Source organism: Natronobeatus ordinarius (genome assembly GCF_024362485.1).
GTDB classification, from domain to species: Archaea; Halobacteriota; Halobacteria; order Halobacteriales; family Natrialbaceae; genus Natronobeatus; species Natronobeatus ordinarius.
Map to the genome: position 1 here is coordinate 1051888 of NZ_CP101456.1, position 18017 is coordinate 1069904.

At 65.3% G+C, this 18017-nt stretch carries 18 protein-coding genes; 7 read left to right on the forward strand and 11 right to left on the reverse strand.

Features of this window, described 5'->3' with window-relative positions:
- Positions 1-13: 13 nt before the first annotated feature.
- From NMQ09_RS05430 to NMQ09_RS05445, 4 genes are all read right to left on the reverse strand, one after another.
- Positions 14-1318, reverse strand: a complete 1305-nt coding sequence (locus tag NMQ09_RS05430) for a DUF373 family protein (protein WP_255193428.1) — start codon at positions 1316-1318, stop codon at positions 14-16.
- Positions 1319-1408: 90 nt separating this feature from the next.
- Positions 1409-2404 (reverse strand): signal peptide peptidase SppA, encoded by a 996-nt coding sequence (sppA, locus tag NMQ09_RS05435; RefSeq protein WP_255193429.1) that lies wholly within the window; start codon positions 2402-2404, stop codon positions 1409-1411.
- Positions 2405-2602: 198 nt separating this feature from the next.
- Positions 2603-3484, reverse strand: coding sequence for a coiled-coil protein (locus tag NMQ09_RS05440; RefSeq protein WP_255193430.1), 882 nt, complete (start codon positions 3482-3484; stop codon positions 2603-2605).
- A 296-nt stretch (positions 3485-3780) separates the two neighbouring features.
- Positions 3781-4863, reverse strand: a complete 1083-nt coding sequence (locus NMQ09_RS05445) for a tubulin/FtsZ family protein (RefSeq protein WP_255193431.1) — start codon at positions 4861-4863, stop codon at positions 3781-3783.
- 212 nt (positions 4864-5075) lie between these two features.
- Here NMQ09_RS05445 and NMQ09_RS05450 point away from each other — a divergent pair, with 212 nt between their 5' ends.
- Complete coding sequence (locus NMQ09_RS05450; protein ID WP_255193432.1) at positions 5076-5585, forward strand: hypothetical protein; 510 nt, start codon at positions 5076-5078, stop codon at positions 5583-5585.
- 35 nt (positions 5586-5620) lie between these two features.
- Positions 5621-6046, forward strand: coding sequence for a DUF5791 family protein (locus NMQ09_RS05455; protein WP_255193433.1), 426 nt, complete (start codon positions 5621-5623; stop codon positions 6044-6046).
- Here NMQ09_RS05455 and lwrS read toward each other — a convergent pair whose 3' ends face one another.
- The 4 genes from lwrS to NMQ09_RS05475 form a co-directional block, all read right to left on the reverse strand.
- Positions 6047-6421, reverse strand: coding sequence for an LWR-salt protein (gene lwrS / locus NMQ09_RS05460; protein ID WP_255193434.1), 375 nt, complete (start codon positions 6419-6421; stop codon positions 6047-6049).
- 21 nt (positions 6422-6442) lie between these two features.
- A complete protein-coding gene (locus tag NMQ09_RS05465) occupies positions 6443-6724 on the reverse strand; it encodes a 4a-hydroxytetrahydrobiopterin dehydratase (RefSeq protein ID WP_255193435.1) in 282 nt (93 codons plus the stop codon).
- A gap of 127 nt (positions 6725-6851) precedes the next feature.
- Complete coding sequence (gene hemA, locus NMQ09_RS05470; protein WP_255193436.1) at positions 6852-8165, reverse strand: glutamyl-tRNA reductase; 1314 nt, start codon at positions 8163-8165, stop codon at positions 6852-6854.
- 259 nt (positions 8166-8424) lie between these two features.
- Complete coding sequence (locus NMQ09_RS05475) at positions 8425-8826, reverse strand: DUF5778 family protein (protein WP_255193437.1); 402 nt, start codon at positions 8824-8826, stop codon at positions 8425-8427.
- A 121-nt stretch (positions 8827-8947) separates the two neighbouring features.
- Between NMQ09_RS05475 and uppS the strand changes: the two genes are divergently transcribed.
- On the forward strand, positions 8948-9880 hold the full coding sequence (gene uppS / locus NMQ09_RS05480) for a polyprenyl diphosphate synthase (protein WP_255193438.1): 933 nt from the start codon (positions 8948-8950) through the stop codon (positions 9878-9880).
- A gap of 128 nt (positions 9881-10008) precedes the next feature.
- Here uppS and NMQ09_RS05485 read toward each other — a convergent pair whose 3' ends face one another.
- On the reverse strand, positions 10009-11412 hold the full coding sequence (locus NMQ09_RS05485; protein WP_345781282.1) for a hypothetical protein: 1404 nt from the start codon (positions 11410-11412) through the stop codon (positions 10009-10011).
- A 147-nt stretch (positions 11413-11559) separates the two neighbouring features.
- Between NMQ09_RS05485 and NMQ09_RS05490 the strand changes: the two genes are divergently transcribed.
- Positions 11560-12078 carry a hypothetical protein gene (locus NMQ09_RS05490; protein WP_255193439.1) on the forward strand — a complete coding sequence of 173 codons (519 nt, stop codon included), beginning with the start codon at positions 11560-11562 and terminating at the stop codon, positions 12076-12078.
- A gap of 24 nt (positions 12079-12102) precedes the next feature.
- Here the strand turns inward: NMQ09_RS05490 and NMQ09_RS05495 are convergent, their stop codons facing one another.
- On the reverse strand, positions 12103-13662 hold the full coding sequence (locus tag NMQ09_RS05495) for a tryptophan--tRNA ligase (protein ID WP_255193440.1): 1560 nt from the start codon (positions 13660-13662) through the stop codon (positions 12103-12105).
- A 96-nt stretch (positions 13663-13758) separates the two neighbouring features.
- Here NMQ09_RS05495 and NMQ09_RS05500 point away from each other — a divergent pair, with 96 nt between their 5' ends.
- Positions 13759-14976: a DHH family phosphoesterase gene (locus NMQ09_RS05500; protein ID WP_255193441.1), complete on the forward strand. Its 1218-nt coding sequence runs from the start codon at positions 13759-13761 to the stop codon at positions 14974-14976.
- Between the two features lie 374 nt (positions 14977-15350).
- Here the strand turns inward: NMQ09_RS05500 and NMQ09_RS05505 are convergent, their stop codons facing one another.
- The gene (locus NMQ09_RS05505; RefSeq protein WP_255193442.1) at positions 15351-15776 is read right to left on the reverse strand and encodes an EamA family transporter; all 426 of its coding nucleotides are present in this window, start codon (positions 15774-15776) and stop codon (positions 15351-15353) included.
- 207 nt (positions 15777-15983) lie between these two features.
- Between NMQ09_RS05505 and NMQ09_RS05510 the strand changes: the two genes are divergently transcribed.
- Together NMQ09_RS05510 and NMQ09_RS05515 are read left to right on the forward strand one after the other, a co-directional pair.
- Entirely contained in the window at positions 15984-17324 is a 1341-nt protein-coding gene (locus tag NMQ09_RS05510) for a transposase (protein WP_255190745.1), read from the forward strand.
- 194 nt (positions 17325-17518) lie between these two features.
- A complete protein-coding gene (locus NMQ09_RS05515) occupies positions 17519-17980 on the forward strand; it encodes a molybdopterin-dependent oxidoreductase (RefSeq protein WP_255193443.1) in 462 nt (153 codons plus the stop codon).
- Positions 17981-18017: the final 37 nt, after the last annotated feature.

Consider the following 18017-nt stretch of genomic DNA (forward strand, 5'->3'; position numbering starts at 1 on the left):
CGGTCGACGGCGATCAGCCGTCCGATTCCGCGTCGTCCTCGTTCGTGGCGGTCGATTCGGTGTCGGAGTGGGAGCCGCCGTCGGTGAGTTCTGGATCCGATCCAGGGCCACCGGCGTCCGACTCACTCGCAGTCGCCGGATTCGAGCCACCTCCGGCGTGTTCGCCCTCCGGCTCGGCGTCGGCGTCCGTCGACTCCTCGAGGTTGGCGCCGCCGAACGACGAGCCGATACGAACGCCCAGGAGGCTCACCACGAGGGCGGCGACGACGAAGATCGCGAGGCGCTGGCCGGCTTCGACGACGAAGCTGTCGACCGAGAGCGCGCCGACGCCCATCGCGGGCACCTCGAGCGGGCCGAGGACGGTCGCCTGCTGGAGGAAGTAGCCGGAGAAGCCGCGGACGACGAGGCCGACCGCGAGGACGATAAAGGGCAGGTTGAGCAGGGAGCTACGCAGCGGTTCCTCGTCGATGATCTCGTCGAGCAGCCGGCCGGCGCTCGCCGTCAACGCGGCCATCGCCAGCCAGGGGACGCTGTCGAAGGCAAAGCGCATCGCCGGGAGGAACACGCCCTGTGGGTCGTCGAGCGTCGAGACGCCGAGCGCGCCGGCGAACAGCCCCACGAGCGTCAGTCCAACGGCGACGACGTAGGTGACGACCGACACCTGGCCAGTGTACAGCGACTCCCGGGCGCGGCGAGCGAGCGCGGTCAGGATCTCGTCGACGCTGAACCCCTTGTAGAGCAGGAAGAGGCCGATGACGGTCGTGATCGCGGCCGCGCCCTCCGCCGTCCCGAACCGGATCGCGAGGATCGGGAATGCGAGTAGCGTGAGCCCGATCGGAACGAGGATCGTCTGACGGAGCTCCTCGTCGGCGAGAAACTGCTTGAGCAGGTAGTACGTCGACTCGATGTCCCGGGCCTGGCGGACGACCACCCGGTCGACGGAGTCGACCCGGACGCGACTCTCGACGATCGGCACCAGCCGCTCGTCTTCCGCGCTGTCGATGACGACCACGGCGGAGTCGGGGTCGTACTCCGCGATGAGGTCGTCCAGCTGGCGTGCCACCGCGCGATCGGCGCTCACCATCGAGTCCCGGTCGCCCGAGACGACGGCGACCACCGGCTCCTCGTCGTCGTCGCGCAGGCTCTGGGCGACCCGCAGGGTCTCGAGCAACGAGTTCACTCCCGAGTCCTCGGGATCGGCGAGCCCGACGTCGGTCACGAGCGCGCGAACTGCCTCCCAGCCGACGACGGGCGTCCGAAGGCCGGTCTTGCGGCCGACGTCGTCGTTCCGGTCGAGGCAGACGACCAGCGTTGTCACGGTGTCCGATGCATTCCCTGTGACGATAAAACCACTTATCGTTCGACCCCGTGCGGTGGGCCGTCAGTCCGTCGGTTCGAGCATCCTGTGTCAGATCCGCAGCCGAAACTCGCGGTCGTCCACGACGCCCGCCACGCCCGCGCCGAAGGCGTAGGCGACGCGCTGGGCGCCGCCACCCAGCCGTTGCATCAGCGGCCGCTCCGGTTCGAACTCCGTGACGGCTACCGTCTCGAGCTCGAGTCGATCCGCGAGCGCCTCCTCGACGTCCTCGCGGGTGCCCAGTTCGTCGACGAGACCGAGGTCGTGGGCCGTCTCGCCGAGGTAGACTCGTGCCTCTGTGTCACGGATCTCGTCGGGCTCGAGCTCTCGGCCGTCGCTCACCCGGTCGACGAACGTCTCGTAGTACTCGTCGATCAGTCCCTGGAGATAGTCACGTTCGTCGTCGTTCATTTCCTTCAGCGGAGTGCCCGCGTCTTTGTACTCGCCGGCGGTAAAGCCCTCGTAGGAGAGGCCGACCTTCTCGGCGAGCTCCGTGGCGTTGACCCGCGAGCCGATGACGCCGATCGAGCCGACGATGCTCGCCTCGCGCGCCCAGAGTTCGTCACAGCCGCTGGCGATCCAGTAGCCGCCGCTGGCACAGACGTCGGTCGCGTACGCGATCGTTGGCCCCTCGAACCGCTCGGCGGCGAGTCTGATGTCGTCGCTCGGGACGACCTCCCCGCCCGGCGTATTGAGCTTCAACAGGAGTGCCCGGACGTTGCCGTCGTCGTTCGCCCGGTCGATCTGCTCGACGATGGCGTCCGCCGGTGTCGCCCGCGGACTCGAGGGGAGCGGGCCGCCGCCGCCATCGCGCGTGATCGGCCCCTGGACGGCGACCTCGGCGACGTCGTAGTTCGGAAAGAGCGACCGGGCGACGTTGCTCGCAACCCTGACCCCGAGGAGGACAGCCACGAGCGCGAACAGGATGCCGAGGAGGTCCGCGAGCGTTTCCGGAACGACCACGAACAGAAAGATGCCGGCGGCGGCGAACGACACGGCGCCGACCACGACGACGACGAGCCGGCCGACCGTTCGACTACCCACCACCGGGGACACCTCGATTCATACCCCACTCTGGGGCTGCTGGACTGTTAAGCGTTGACGTCGACGGAGTCGAGTGGTCTTGATCGAGCGCAGTGCGTACGCACCGATCGCGAGCCGTCGCGTGAGCAGCGTGGCGCGGCTCGTCGCAGTGGCGCGGCTCGTCGCGAAAAAAAAAACCGAGTGAGAAAGACCTCGAGAAAGTTAGAGCAGACCGGTCTTCTGCAGCTTCATCAGGTCCTCGGTGTCGAGGGTCTCGCCTTCCTTGAACTTCTGGTAGATCTCCTCGGCCTCGGCCTTGGCTTCCTCTTTCTTCTTGTCGCGAGCGGACTTGCGCTGCTTTTCTTCCTGTTTGTCCATCTCGCGCAGGCGCTTCTGGACGCGGACGAAGTCCTCGTGGTGACGGTCGGCAGCTTCCTGGGCCTCGACGAACGACTCGTGCATCTCGTCGGCCTCGTCACGGACGTCGTCGGCCTCGCGGTAGGCCTCGATCATCTGGTTGTGGTGCTCCTGGGCCTGGTCGGCGAGCTCCGTCACCTTCTGGTGATGTTGTGACGCCTCAGAGCGGACCTCCTCGGCCTCCTCGATGAGCTCCTCTAGGTCTTCGTTCCCCTCGAGTTTGTCCTTGCGCTCGGCGTACTCCTCGCGCTTTGACTCGATCTTCTCGATCAGCTCGCGCTCTTCGTCGCTCGAGAGGACCTCGGTCTGCTGTTTGAACTCGAGCTGTTCGATCTCGGCCTCGAGTTCCTCGAGATCCTTGCCTTCGTCGAGCTCCATGTCGGATTTGAGCTTCTCGACGTGGTCGAACAGCTCGTTGGCCTCGGCGTTGAGCTCGTTACGCAGCTGTTTGTGCTCCTGGACCTGCTCGTTGAGCTCGTCGCGTTTCTCGCGGTGTTCTTGCGCCTCGTCGACCTTCTCGCGCGTCTTCGCGTTGAGGTCGTCGCGCTTGGAGGCGCGTTCAGAAGCCATCTGGTTCAGCTCGTTTCGTCGGTCCCGGAGTTGTCCGGCCTTCTTGATGAGCTGGCCTTTGGAGTCGTTTTCGAGGTGTTCGTCTGTGAGTTCGATGTTTTGCGATTCGTCTACCATGTGTTAGTAAACCCTCTGTGCCATACCCGCACCGACGAACGCGGACGCTCGAGACCTGCGAAACCTCGGTGAATAAGATTCCCTGTCATCGATTGTCGAGCGATACACGCCTCGCCGGTGGCGTTCTGGTACTGGCAACTACTGTGGCCCGCAATTTAAATGTACCGGTCGGAAATACCGTGGAAATCGTTAGCAGGGAGGCCTGTCAGCCCGTGTAACCGGTTCACACGACCGTCCGATCCGCATATAACTCGTCGGGGTCGAAAACAGGGTGACGACCCGTCCAACTCCGTCGGTCAGAACAGATCCTCGAGGCGGTCGTCCGTGAACAGTTCGGCCCGATCGACGGACGCTGGCTCCCGTTCGTTCTGGGCCTGGCGTGCACGTTCCATGAACTCGCCGATCCGATCTGACCGCTCCGTTCCGCCGAGTAAGACGAGTGCGGCGAGCCGATCGCTCTCGAGCGGGAAGTCACCGCCCCGGACCTGCATGCTCGTCGTCTCGTCCTCGAGCCAGCGACGGGCCTTCTCGACGCCTTTTCTCGAAATGCGGTCGGGAGCGCCGGCGATCACCAGCAGCGCCGAGTCGGCCTCCGTCGCGTCCGGAAGGCTGGTACCGGTGAGTAGTGCCTGTCGGGCGACGCTCAGCACGGTGGTGATGTTCTCGGCACTGTCTTCGGCGGCGACTGCGCTGGCGTAGCCGAGTGCCGCGATGCCGCCGCTGCGGAGGGTGTTGATCACTTCGCTCGAGTCGACCACGCTCTCGCCGACACCCTCGATGGCCTCACCCGCGGCGAGCAGGAGGCCGACGCGCTGGGCGATCTTCGCGTTGATCGTCTCGAACGCACCCTCGACGCTCTCGCCCTGTTCGTGCCAGGCGTCGTTATCGATCAGGAGGGTGGCGTCCGCCTCGCGGACGAGCGTCTTCAGCGAGCGCCCGGCGTTGGCCTGATAGAGCGCGCCCTCGTTTCGGCCGGGGAGAATACCGAGGGCGTAGACCGGAACGTCGTAGATGCGCGTGAGGTGGTGGACGAGCGCCGGCGCGCCACCGGAGCCGGTGCCGCCGCCGAGTCCCGCGACGACCCAGATGGCCTCCGCCCGCGACGTCACGTGGCCGTCGAGGGCGGTGAGCACCTCGTCGACGTCCGACGCCATGACTTCGGCGCCGAGTTCGTTGTCGCCGCCGACCCCGTGGCCGTTCACGCGGTCCTGTCCGATTAACACCGTCTCGACGAACTCGAGTCCCTGGAGGTCCGCACGCGCGGAGTTGATCGCGAGGGCACCCTGGACCGCGTTGAACTCCATCTCCGCGTCGAAGCGGGTCAGGCGCTCGGTCACCTTCCCGCCAGCCTGTCCGACGCCGATGAGGGCGACTTTCATGAGGAGTAATTATCGTCACATCAATTTAATGTTGCGCTGCTGGGTTCGTCGTTTCCACTGGGTACGAAATCGCGAGTCGACGGCTCGTCGAAGCACACCACCTGGACGAGATCAGGGATGCCAGCCGGTCGTAGCGCTGTCGAGGACGAGCCACGACGGCAGCCGTCGACACCGGCCACAGGTTTATCCGGGATCGCGCAGCGAGTGCCCGCATGCACTCGCCGACCGACCGAGACGCACCGGACGAGCACGATCGAGGCTGGACCGCGTCCGTCGACTGCGAGACGTTGCTCCTCGAGTCGTCGGCGCTCGTCGGCGACCTCGCGTCGTCGCCGGCGTGCCGGGAGGCGGCCGTGAACGTCCTCGCAGAGCGTGACGTCGACTCCGTGGTCGTCCGTCGGCGCGTCCTCGAGTACCGGTACGACGACCGCAGCGTGGCGTTGCTCCTCGCCGCCGGTCGCTTCGTCGACCGGCTCTCCGGCCGGGACGACCGGCTGGCAACTCGTGCGAAACGTGATCCGCTCGGGGCCGCGCGCGAGGCGACCGCCCGTGGCGGCCCCCCGTCCGTCGTCGCCGCCGAATCGGGACTCGCCCTCATCGCGGCGGCCGTCGACGACTACGACGACGCATTCCGGGCGACCGTCGGATTCGTCGACGCCGTCGACACCGGCCGCGACCGCCGACGGAGACGATCGACCCATCGCCAACCGAGTCCTCGATAACAATCCCTTTCTTCCCGACACCCCTCACTCGAGGTATGTTCTACGAGCAGCGACTGACGGTGCCGGATTCGCCAGCCGAGCTGCGTGCGGCGTACGACGACGACCTCGCCGGGATCGTCGAGGCAGTCGGCCTCGAGATGGCCGCGACGACGACCGACGTCGACCGGGAGACGCTCGAGGCGCTTCTCGACGGCGACTCGCCGGAGCTCGCGGTCGAGGAGGCGGCGGCGCTCGTCGCCCTCGCCGACGGTGAGCCGGACGCAGAGACGGTCGTCGAGATCGCCTGCGACCACCTCTTGCTGGGGATGTCGACGGCGGTGCTCGACGTGGAGGCCGTCGAGAGCGAGCTGGAACTCGACCTCGACGCCAAGGAGGTCCAGCAGAAGATCGAACGGCGAGCACCGATGTCCTTCGAGGAGTACGTTCACATCCAGCACGTGATCGTGAGCCGGATGCCCTGATCACTCCCGCTCGACGATCACCGACGAGCCGAAGTACTTCGAGCGCACCTCGGTCACGTCGTCGGCCTTGAACGCCTCGAGGTCGGCCGCGATCGCTTCCTCGAGCGCCTCGAGGTACGCCTCGTCGGTGTGGAGGGCGGCGAACTCGACGCGCTCGACGGGAACGCCCAGTTTCTCAGAGAAGAGCCGGCGGGCGTACGTCTGATCGGAGAGTTCGCCGCGCCAGAGGAGGTCACGGAACAACCGCCACCCCTCGGTCTCCGGCTCCGGCGCCGTGATCGAACACGCCGTCTCGAACGTCTCGGGCTCGAGACGCACGTCGTCGGCCGCTGGCTCGAGTCGAATCCGAACCCGGAATCGGTACTGGGCGTCCATATCGGATCACGTCCGCTGCGCTCAGGTTGCGTACTCTGCTTCGATCACGTCCGCCATCTCGACGTCCTTGTCGGTGACGCCGCCTTCCTCGTGACTGGTGAGCCGGATCTCGACTTCCTCGTACCGGATGACGATCTCGGGGTGGTGAAACTGCGCTTCGGCGATCTCGCCGACCATCTGCGCGAAGTTGACGCCGCGCATGTAGTCGTCGAACGCGTAGACGCGCACGATCTCGTCGCCGTCGTGCTCCCACGCATCCGGAATCAGGTCTGCGACCTCGTCGTCGGAGAGTAGATCCGCCATATGCGCTCGAACGCAATCCAGTTAAATAATCATTGTGCCCACCGGGCCGTAAGCGTCGGTTTCGGCGGTGACAGCTCGCTGAGTAGTGGAAGGCCTTACTGTCAGAATATCATCGCTGATGGGGGTTTCAGTCGTCGTCGGTCACACCGACGGCGTCCTCGATTCGTTCGTCCTCGTCGACGAACGGTGGCAACCGTTCGGGACCGAACTCCGGATCGAACAGGTGCAAGGCGGTGTTGATCGTCTCCCAGTCGTCCTCTGCGGCGGCCTCCCGGAGGCTCTTGGTCGGCGGGGCGAGCAACTGACCGACGAGGGCGTCGGCCATCGACCGGACGATCTCCGCCTGATCGCTCGTGAATCCGTCGGTGGCCTCGAGGCGGGAGAGTGCGGTCTCGAGTTCGCGGGTTTTGAGCTGCTCGGCCGACTCGTACATCGCTGCGATCACCTCGTCGGCCCGGGATCGCTTGTACTGCTCTGTGAGGAGGTCGAACTCCCGCTCGACGATCGCCTCGACCTCGGCGGCGGCCTCCGCGCGCTGTTCGCGGGTCCGGCGAGTGATCGCCTCGAGGTCGTCGAGGTCGTAGACGGTCACGGTCGGATGGTCGTCCGCGTCGGGATGGACGTCGCGTGGCTGGCCGAGATCGACGACGACCTGTTCGCGTGCGCCGAGATGGTCGGGTTCGACTACCGGCTCGGAACTGCCCGTCGCCGCGATCACGACGTCCGCGTCGGGGGCGACCCACTCGAGGTCGTCGAGGCCGACCACGTCGCCGTCTGCGTCGATGGCGTCGACGAGTGCCGCGCCACGGGAGACGGTTCGGTTCGCGACGACGACCTCTTCGGCGCCGTGCTCTGCGAGGTGTTTCGCGGCGAGTTCTCCCATCTCGCCGGCGCCGACGACGAGCGCGGTCGCGCCCTCGACCCCAGCCGTCTCGGCGACGAGCAACGCGGCAGCCGAGCCCAGCGAGACGACGCCGTCGTTGATCGCCGTCTCGGTGCGGGCGCGCTCGCCGACGCGAAACGCCTTGGTGAGAGCCGGCTCGAGCATCGGGCCGATCCCGCCAGCGCCGCGGGCGTCCTCGTACGCGGTGCGGACCTGTCCGATGATCTGGTCCTCACCGAGGACGACCGAGTCGAGGCCGGCGGCGACCCGCAGCAGGTGGACGAGGCTCTCGTCGTGGTCGCTGTGGACGATGGCAGCCTCCGGAACGTCGCTGAAAAAGTCCTCGAGCGCCTCTCGGCCGTTCTCGGCCTCCGGCGTAACGACGTAGGCCTCGACGCGATTGCACGTCGAGAGGACGTACGCCTCCGCGACCGCCGGCGCCGAGCGGAGTCTCGCGACGCCAGCGTGCTGGCTCTCCGGGCTGGCAGCGGCGAGGTCGTCGACGGAACCGGTCTCGTGTGTCACACGAGCACCGGTGACGACGCCAACGCCAGTCACGGCCGTCCACCCCCCGCGAGCGCTGTCTCGACGAACACGTCCACGATCACTTGTACCCCCTTGGAAGCTCCCATACGTAAAGGTGTCCAATTAGTAGACCGATAGCCGGCCTCGCCGCGAGACGACGATCGCAGCCTGCGGCGAGCGTCCGGCATCGTCGGCCATACTCGACTCTCAGAACCGCGAGAAAAAGGAAGTCACCCCCGTTCTCAGTCGGTGGGAACGACTCGGCACGATATCGTGGCCGTTGAAACGACTCCTATCCCTCGACGCCGGTCACTTCGTATCCGAGCTCGCGGACGTCCTCGAGGATCGCCTCGTGGTCCGCACTCGCCTCGTAGTAGATCACGACGTCGAAACTTCCGTTTCGGTACAGCTGTTGACACTCCCAGACGAATGCTTCGTCTTCGAGGGTGAGCCCCTGGTGCTGGTTCGAGGAGAAGTCGGGGTCGTCGTTCCCCGAGTAGACGAAACAGTCCCGGGGATCGTATCCCGCGTGCTCCGCGATGACGTCACCGACGTCGATCGTCGCCTGCATCATCTGCACGTCCTCGTCCATCCCGTACTCCGTGTGGACGATCGCGCCGTTGAGTTCGATCTCGCCCGGCTCGAGCAGCGTCCTGGTCCGTCGATAGAGGTCCTCGTCGTACACGTCAGCCATCGTCCGTGAGGAGACGTGCCGGACGGATAGCCGTCACGATTCGACGCCGCGATCGGGTGGCGCCCAACTGGTCACGGATGACACACAAGACACATATGCGTCGGCGGTGTCCGATTCGATGATGAGCGAGTGGTTTCGTCGGCGTCTCGGGTCAGCCTACGAGCGGCTGCTCGCGAGAGAGATTTCGGGTGCCCCGACGCACGTCGCGGTGATCCAGGACGGCAACCGACGGTACGCGCGAAGGCGGGGGGCCGACGCGCCAGACGGGCACCGCGCCGGAGCGAAGACGACCGAACGCGTCCTCGAGTGGTGTCAGGACGTCGGCGTCGAGGAACTCACCCTCTATACATTCTCGACGGAGAACTTCGATCGACCACCGCACGAGCGCGAGGCCCTGTTCGACCTGCTGTGTGAGAAGCTCCGGGAGTTCGCCGACGCCGAGGAGGTCCACGACAACGAGGTCAGTATCCGGATCCTCGGCGACGTCGAGCGGCTCCCCGAGCGAGTCCAGGAGGCCGTCGACTACGCCGAGCGCCGTACCCGCGAGCACGATCAGTTCGTCCTCAACGTCGCGCTGGCCTACGGCGGCCGCAACGAACTACTCTGTGCCGCCCGGAGCGTCGCCCGCGACGTCGAGAACGGCGACCTCGAGCCCGAGGGGATCGACGTCGAAACGATCGAGCGCCGCCTCTACGACCAGCCCGTCCGGGACGTCGACCTGATCATTCGCACCGGCGGCGACGAACGGACCTCGAACTTCCTGCCGTGGCACGCCAACGGCAACGAGGCGGCCGTCTTCTTCTGTGCGCCCTACTGGCCGGAGTTCTCGAAAGCCGACTTCCTCCGCGGTATTCGGACGTACGAACACCGCAAAGAGTCCTGGCGACGCACCCGCGCCCGACGTGCACTCGCGCTCCTCGGCGCCATGAGCGAACCCGAGCTCGCCGAGGCCCGCTCGATCGTCAGCCGCTTTCGGGATTCGCTCCCGACCAGCGAACGCCCCGACGAGGACGACCTCGAGGCACTCGACTCGAGTAACCAGGCCGCCGACTGATAGGGAAGGTTGTACCTAGTTACCGCCGATCGCCAGCAGAGGGATCGACGATCAGCGTACGTAACGACGATGGCCCCTGAGGGTCGGGCGACGCCGACGGCGCGTTCCACTCGATAGTCGAGGGGGCGTCAGCCGTGCTCTCCGTCCTCGATGCGAACCGTCTCGAGTTCGCCCGCGCCGACCCAGACGAAGCCGTTTTGCTCGGCGGTGGCTCTCGCGTCGGACACCGCGTTCGGATCGAACTCGTCGGTGAACTCGATGCGCGTTTCATCCGGTTCGACAGCCGGGAGCTCGGGGAGGAACGCCTCGTCCTCGAGCAGGCCTCGCACCGACACGTCCGTGCCGGTTCCGAGGGCTGCCCCGAGCGCCAGGTAGCGGTCGCTCTCGCTCTCGGGTTCGACGCCCGCACCGAACGAGTCGTTCGAGACGCGCGTCGTCGTCACGCTCCCCGAGAGTTCCCCGAAGCCGTCGTCGGACGCCGAGGGGTCACGGGTCGACTCCGCCGAGTTCGAACTGGACCGCCCGACACCACCAGCCGTCGTCGAGCCGGATCGGCCAGTCGCTCGAGCCGCCGGCTCGTTCGGCTCCGCTCTCGACCTCGAGTCGGCGTCACGATCACCGTCGTCACGCACTCGCGTGACGGTCGGCGACCAGCCGCCGAGTTCGAAGCCGTCTCGCGATGCCACCGGCTCCCCACTCGAGGGAGCCGACGTCGTCCGGTCGGTGGCCGATTCGGCCTCCTCGATGAACGCAGACGCCCCGTCCTCGACGGCCGGCTCTGCTTCCTCGATGAACGCGGACGCTCCCCCGCCGCTCGATGGTCGGTCGGTCGTTCCGTCGGCTTCCTCGAGCGCCCACTCGGGCCACGGCTCGACTGCGTCCCCGTCCGGGCGGGCGGACGGAACGTAGGCCGCAGCGTCGTGCTCGGGGAGCAGTGGCCGGTCGAACGCCTCGATGCGCTCGTGGTAGCGCTCGCGGACGCGCTCGAGTTCGTCCACTTCGACCAGCGCCGCCCGCCACCGGTCGCGACCCGACGAACAGAGGACGAACCGGGCGTCGACGCCCGCGAGCAGCGTCTCGTCGATCGCGTGGACGATCGCCGGGAAGTTGTCCGTCCCCAGCGGCGTCTCCGGGTAGTCGGCCACCACCTCCCGGCACCGTCCCGCCGGGCCACGTGCCTCGAGTCGGAGCCGTCGCCCGCGGTCGGTGACCGACAGCGACCAGCCGATCGCCGCGAACGCATCCGACAGCTCGCGCTCGAGCGCCCGGACGGAATACCGGGCCGAGACGTCGACGCCACGGTCGGAGCGACAGATCGTCTGTCGGAGAAACGCCGTCCGGTCCCGGCTGTCGCCGAGCGCCTCGGCGAGCGCCGTCTCGAGGTCGTCCGACGTCCGTCCGCGAGCACGGACGTCGGCCGCCGTAACGCCGAACGCACCGAGGACGTCCGCGCACACGAGCACGTCGTCGGGGAGGGCCCGTCGCATGGCCATCTCTTCACCGAAGTCACAGTTACATCTTCCGTCAGACATAAAATAGTAAACACGACGCGTAGAAATTATCGGAGTGAGGCACCACGTCGGTCCCGTCGGCGATCACACTCGAGCTGGAGGTTGCTCACGCACTCCGGGCCCGTCACCTCGGAAACGATAATGTCTCTTCGTTGAGAACGAAGCGCCATGTCGGCCGACGAACGCCGGAGTCAGACTGGCGGCCAGACTCGAGCCGCCGCGATTGGGGCCGTGATCGGATTGTTCGTCACGCTCGCGACGGCGCTGGTGGTCTCGTTCGGCGGCGGCTCGCCCAGCACCGGTTCGATCGTCGCCGCGATCGGATTCGCACCAGTCGCGGGAAGCGGCGTCGCCGGCTACTGGTACCGCTCGCGTTCGGATGGAGGCTGGCTCGGCGCGACCGTGGTCGGTACCGGCCTCGGGTTCACCGTCGGCGTGCTGCTGCTCGCCGTCGTCCTCGAGTGGCTCGCTCGAGCGCCGCTGACCGGCGGCGCGGGGCCGGCGGTCCTCGTAATCGTCGTCTTGCTGGGCGTGAGCGTGGTACTGACGACCGCGTTCGGCGCGGTCGGTGGGCTCGCGGGCGCGGCGGCGTGTGACGCCCTGGCGGAGTCTGGCGGCAGGTCCTCCGACGCGGAGCGAAGGGAGGCCGGCGACTCTCACGATCCCGGATCGACGGACGATCGGTGACGCGCGTCCCTCGACGACGCCGGTTCAGCCGCGCCGGGGTGACTCGAGTTCGATCTCGGCGTCCTCGAGCAGGTCGGTGACCTCCTCGCGTTTTTCCTGGTGATCTTCGAGAAACTCCTTCATGAGGCCCGCGGCCTGCTCCTTGCAGTCGCCACAGAGACGGTCGCCGCCGACGCACTCGTCGTACACGCGCTTTGCGAACGCGTCGTCGTCGCCCGCGAGCAGGTAGGCGTACAGCTCGTAGACGGGACACTCGTCGGCCTTCCCGCCGAGTTCACGCTGTGCTTCAGCCGTCTCGCGACCGCCCGTGGTCGCCGACTTCACCTTCTCGTAGCCCGCCTCGGGGTCGTCGAGCAGCGAGATGTGACTGGCCGGAATCGACGACGACATCTTTCCACCTGTGAGCCCCGTCATGAACCGGTGATAGATCGACGACGGCGGGAGAAATGCGTACCCGTCGTGGGCGAGTTCGACCTCGCGGGCGAGTTTTTCGGCCGCCTCGCGCTCGAGGTCGAAGGCGTCGACGTGTTCCTCGAAGACGCGCTTTTCGCCTTCGACCGCCTCGATCAACCCCTCGAAGGCGTCCTCGTCGGCTCGCCGGTTCAGGAACCGGGTTCGGGGTCGGAGTGGTTCCATCCCGGCGTTCTCGAGCTTGTCGATCGCCGACTCGAGGGCGGGGTCGTCCCCGTCCTGGCTGGCGAGCCACTCGGCGGCCTCGCCACACCGCGGCTGGTCGGGTTCCTCGGCGTACGCCTCACGAGCCTCGTACGCCGCGGCGACGTGCTCGAGTTCGGCTTCCGTCGCTTCGAAACTCGCGTAGGCGGTCGTAACGCCGAACATTCGCATCCGCGAGGCGAGGTCGCGGGCCAGCCGGACGTGCGGGTCCTGGTCCGGGCCGACGGGGATCACCGTCGGCTTGGGCTCCTCGAGTTGTGGGTAGAGGATGTCGGCCATCTGGGTGACGACGCTCTGCATGTGTGAGACGTCGGTCTCGCCGTCGAAGCCGTAGATCGAGCCGAGTTCGGAGAAGTTGGCCTCGATGCCGAGTTCGAACGCGAGGTCTTGCACGTCGCGGTTGGTCGACTGGCGGTAGAGCTCGCCCTCCTCGGGGTCGAAGCCAAGTGCCAGCAGCGAGAGCAGGTAGTTGCGCGTATGTTCGTCGATCTCTTCCCAGGAGAGGCCGCGGGCGGCGTGGGCCTCGAGGTCGGCGATCAGTCCGTACGCCTCCGCCCCCTGCTGTTGGTGCCAGATAATCTCGTCGAAGACCAGCTTGTGGCCGATGTGTGGGTCGCCGGTGGGCATGAACCCAGAGAGGACGGCCGCCGGCTCGCCCTCGGCCATCGCCTCGGCGACCGGTCGGTAGTCGCGGTGGCCGAAGATAACCCCGCGACGCATCAAGTAGTGGGGCTCTGGCACCGCCTCGAGCAGTTCGTCGAACTCCTCGATGCCGAACTCCTCGAACAGCTTGCGGTAGTCGGAGACTGTCGAGGAGCCCCAGGGGTCGAGGGCGACCTCGTCGGCGCCCGCCGCCCCACCGTCGGTTCGTGGCTCCTCGACTCCGTTTCTCGCGTCGTCTCCGGTCATTACCCCGGAGTCGCCCGCCGTGGCGCAAAAACCTTCGCTTTCGACGAACCGCGATGGATCGGCGGGTTCTTGCCGCTCGGCCCCGGATTCACCGCTATGTACGACGAGCTCATCTCGAGCGAGGATCTCCCCCTCTCGCGCAAGTCCGTGCTCCCGGGAACTGGCTTCTTCCTCCCGGACGCGATCGAGGACGACCTCGAGGACGAGCGAGCGAAAGCCAAACTCGAGGGCGCGGAGGCGGCCGTCGTCGCCGACACCGACGCCGACGGGCTGGCCTGCGTCGCCTTGCTCCGGGAGGCGTACGACGACGTGCGGAACGTCCCGGAGCCGGCCGACGAGGACGAGGACGAGGACGAACCAGCGTCCGAAACGGACGCCCTCGACCCCCTCGAGGAGCCCGAGCCGACGCCCCACCGCGTGGCGCTGCTCGGGGCCAGCCCGCACGACCTGGAGGACAGCATCCAGCAGGTGGCCGACTACGCCAAGGAGGGGATCGACCTCTACGTCTGTGACCTCTGTCCGGACCGTTACGAGTACGTCGCCGACGAGCTCGAGGCCGCACTCGAGGTCGCCGGCCACGCCGCGTGGTACGACCACCACCAGTGGGACGACGACGTCGCAGCGGCCGTTCGCGACGCGGGCGTCGACCTCGTGATCGGCGACTCCGAGGAGGAGTGTACCGCGGACGTAGTGTACCGGTCGCTCGAGTACGAGTTCGATCCGATCTACGAGGAGCTGGCGGCGGTCACCCGCGACCACGACCTCTGGCTGCGCGAGGACCCCCGGAGCGACGACCTCGCGGATTACGCCTACTGGAGTGGCCCCGAGGAGTACGCCGAGGTCGTTCGCGAGTACGGCGCGGCGCTTCCGGCGTGGGTCGAGGAGTTCCTCGCCGAGAAACGAATCGAGAAGGAGGCGCTAATCGACCAGGCCGTCTCCCGGACGGAGCTGCAGGACGTAGACGGATACACCGTCGGTATCACCTACGGACGGTGTTCACAGAACGAGGTCGCCGAAGCGATGCGCGAGCAGGGCGCCGACGCCTCGATCGTGATCAAACCCGCGGGGAGCGTCTCGATCCGCGGCACCGACGCGTTCGACCGCTGCCACGAGGTCGCCGGGCTCGTCGGCGGCGGCGGCCACCCCAAGGCCGCCGGCTGCAAGCCGGACATCTACGACGACATGCTCGATTACGCCCACCACTGGACGACGCACGGGGCCGTGACGAAGCAGGTCCTCCTCGATGCGTTTCAGACGGTCGCCGAGGACGAGCAGGATACTGACTCGAGCGGGGACGACCACTCGTTGGAGTGAGATTGATTCGTTCTGCATAGTGACGAGGACGCCGTCGAGAAAGCCGCCGAACTGGAGTTACAGGGTCGACAACAGCGGCTGTCGTCGATGACGTTGTTCGAACTCTACTACGGCATCGCACGGTCGAATCAGCCGGAGCGCGAACGAAGCCTGGTAGAAGAAGTACTCGCTTCGAAGCCGGTACAACCGGCCGATACCGCCGTCATGAGGAAGGCAGGACGGCTGGCGGGAACGCTACAGAGAGCGTGTATGCAGTGTGGCGGGGCGTGTTCTTCAGCTATGACGATGTGAACCAGCTATAGTACTCGTTGAAATGATTTACACCAGTCACAGCCGACGTTCGTGACCGGGTGTGCAATGACGTTCAATGGTTACTATTGAGCTACGAGGATGACACCGACGCCCGCGAGCAAGAGCCCTGCGACTCTCGTTGTGGTGATTTCGTCTCCGAGTACAGCCATCCCGATGAACGCTGCGACGACAAAATACATGGCACCGAGAGTCGAGACGACCGTCGTTGAGCCACGTGAGAGACCGATATACATCGAGACGAAGCCAATTCCGGCGAACACTCCAGCCACGCCAGCAAGCGCCCCATCCCGTGGCGTGATGGCCAGTGAGGCACCTGACACGAAAACATACCCGACTGCAAGGATGGCTGCGACGAGATACGAGATCGCGGCAGCCGTCGTCGGGTCGATGGATTCTGACGCAGCGTTCCCCACGACGATCCAGATTCCCCACGAAACCATCGTCAGTAACCCGAATGCCACAGCCGCATTTACCTCTGGGAGTTCCATCGGTTGTACTTTCGTTCCTGTGACGGTAAAAGATGCTGCTTGTAGCACTTCTGACATAGATCGGGAAACAACTGCCAGTGACTGACTTGCGCTGTCTATTCGCATGGCTCTATCAGCGGTCAAGGCAGAGTACCACGGGTCACCTGACCCGTGGGTGAATGCCGACAAATCACTACACTTACAACGATTCACGACAATTTATTGACGATGCAAGATGCAGGACTGACCCAGACGCTTTCTTTTGGATTAACCATCCAAACGGGTAGTCCTGACAACTTGTACAAAGGGTGTCTCGAAGCCCGACGAGTTCGCAACGAAGTCAACCGCCTCGACCGTGAGGGATGGGACTGGGACGACATCCACGACACCGTAGTGGATAACGCCAACCTCGTGAAAAACACGACTCAACTCCTCGTCCAGAAAGCACTGGGTGAGATAGAGACGTACCACGACCACAAAGACAACGAGTGGGGCCGACCGTTTCCCTACATTGACGAGACGTATCCAATGCGGATGAATCACAACGAAGGATACGCCCTCACTGTAGATGATTCGGGAGATGTTCGCTTCAGAGTCAGTTACAAACCGTACAACCACGTCAAAGGCGTACTTCGCGGTAGTCCCAACCACCTCGAACGAGTCAAGAACGCTCTTAACTCTGACTCGTGGAGAGTGGGCGTAGCTGAACTCGTGTATAAACACGACGAATGGCGAGTACACGTCACAGTCACCCACAAGACACGCACCGTAGCGTCTCCAGACTACGCAGAGACAGTAGTTGGTGTGGACATTAACGAGGACTGCGTGGCACTCACCGCGCTGAATAGAGCTACTGGTGACGTACTCGATTCAGTCGTCATCGAGTACCCCGACATCAAACGAGTTCGCCACGAGTTTTTCACCAAACGGAAGCGGATGCAGAAAGTCGGACAATCCGCGTTCGAGAACGTGGTCCAAACCGAAGAACAAGACTTCGTTCACGACCAACTCCATAAAGTATCGCGCGACGTAACACGATGGGTTTCGCAATTCAACGAACCGGTAATCGTCTTTGAAGACCTCAAAGACATGCGAGACTCAATCGATTACGGCACGCGAATGAACCGGCGCTTGCACTCCTTGCCGTTCGCCGCACTCCGAGATATGGTGACGTACAAAGCCGCTTGGGGTGGAATCCCCTCAGACGATGTTGACCCGGCGTACACGAGTCAACGCTGTCCGCGAACGGAATGCTTGCACACCGAGCGAGCGAATCGGCGTTGGAAGCGGTTCAAATGTATGGAGTGCGACTTCCAAGACCACGCTGACCGGAAAGCAGCGGTTTGTGTGGCGCAAGAATGGTTCCACGAGCAGAATGAGAATGTGCCGTCTCTCGAAACCCTTCCAAGTGTTCGGAAGGTGAGACGGACGGCATCGGGCCTGTGTGAAGAGGCCGACTCTCACGGAGCAGTTTTCGCTTCGGGTGTTTACCGACACGGAAAGTCGGCGCGAGACTCGCAGAGTCAAGCGCGAGAGGAATTAAAGACCGTTGCCCCGACTACAGGGTAGACACGGACGCCACGGGTCACCCGACCCGTGGTACTTCACCAAAGCCCATATTTCCTGATGAAAACAGTCGCATTAAGTTCGCACACGTCGGTATCAGCATATTCGAAGCGATTGTACGTGGATTCATTCCTGTGAACTGTTCCATGACCTCCTGCGGGAGCAAAGCGTTAGTCCACGGACCGCGTGCCTCGAGCATGGCCGACTCCGTTCCGCGGCTCTCCGACCCGATCACGATCGTCGGCGAGGAGGCCGTCACCGCGACCGCAGACGACTTCGCGGTGCTCCCGTTCTCCGAACGCGACGTTCGCATCGACTGCAACTCCGGCGACCACTACACGGCGACCTGGCGCGGCGTCTCGCTCGCCGAGGCCCTCGAGCTGGCGTCGGTGCCGGGTGAGACGACCCACGTCGTGGTCGCCTCGAGCGACGGCTACACCGTTTGCGTCGACGTCGAGACGGCCGCCGACGCGCTGCTCGCGTTCTTCCAGGACGGCCGCCCGCTCGCCGAGGCCGAGTCCTACGAGTCGCGGTTCGTCACCGACGGCGTCGAGGGACCGCGGACGACCAAAGACGTCGAGCGGATCGAGACGGTGGCGCTCGAGCCGGGCGAGGAGCCGACGGCCTACGAGGACCTGTTGCTCTATAGTACTCGTTGAAACGATTTACACCCGGCCACAGCCGAGCGGCCAGCCT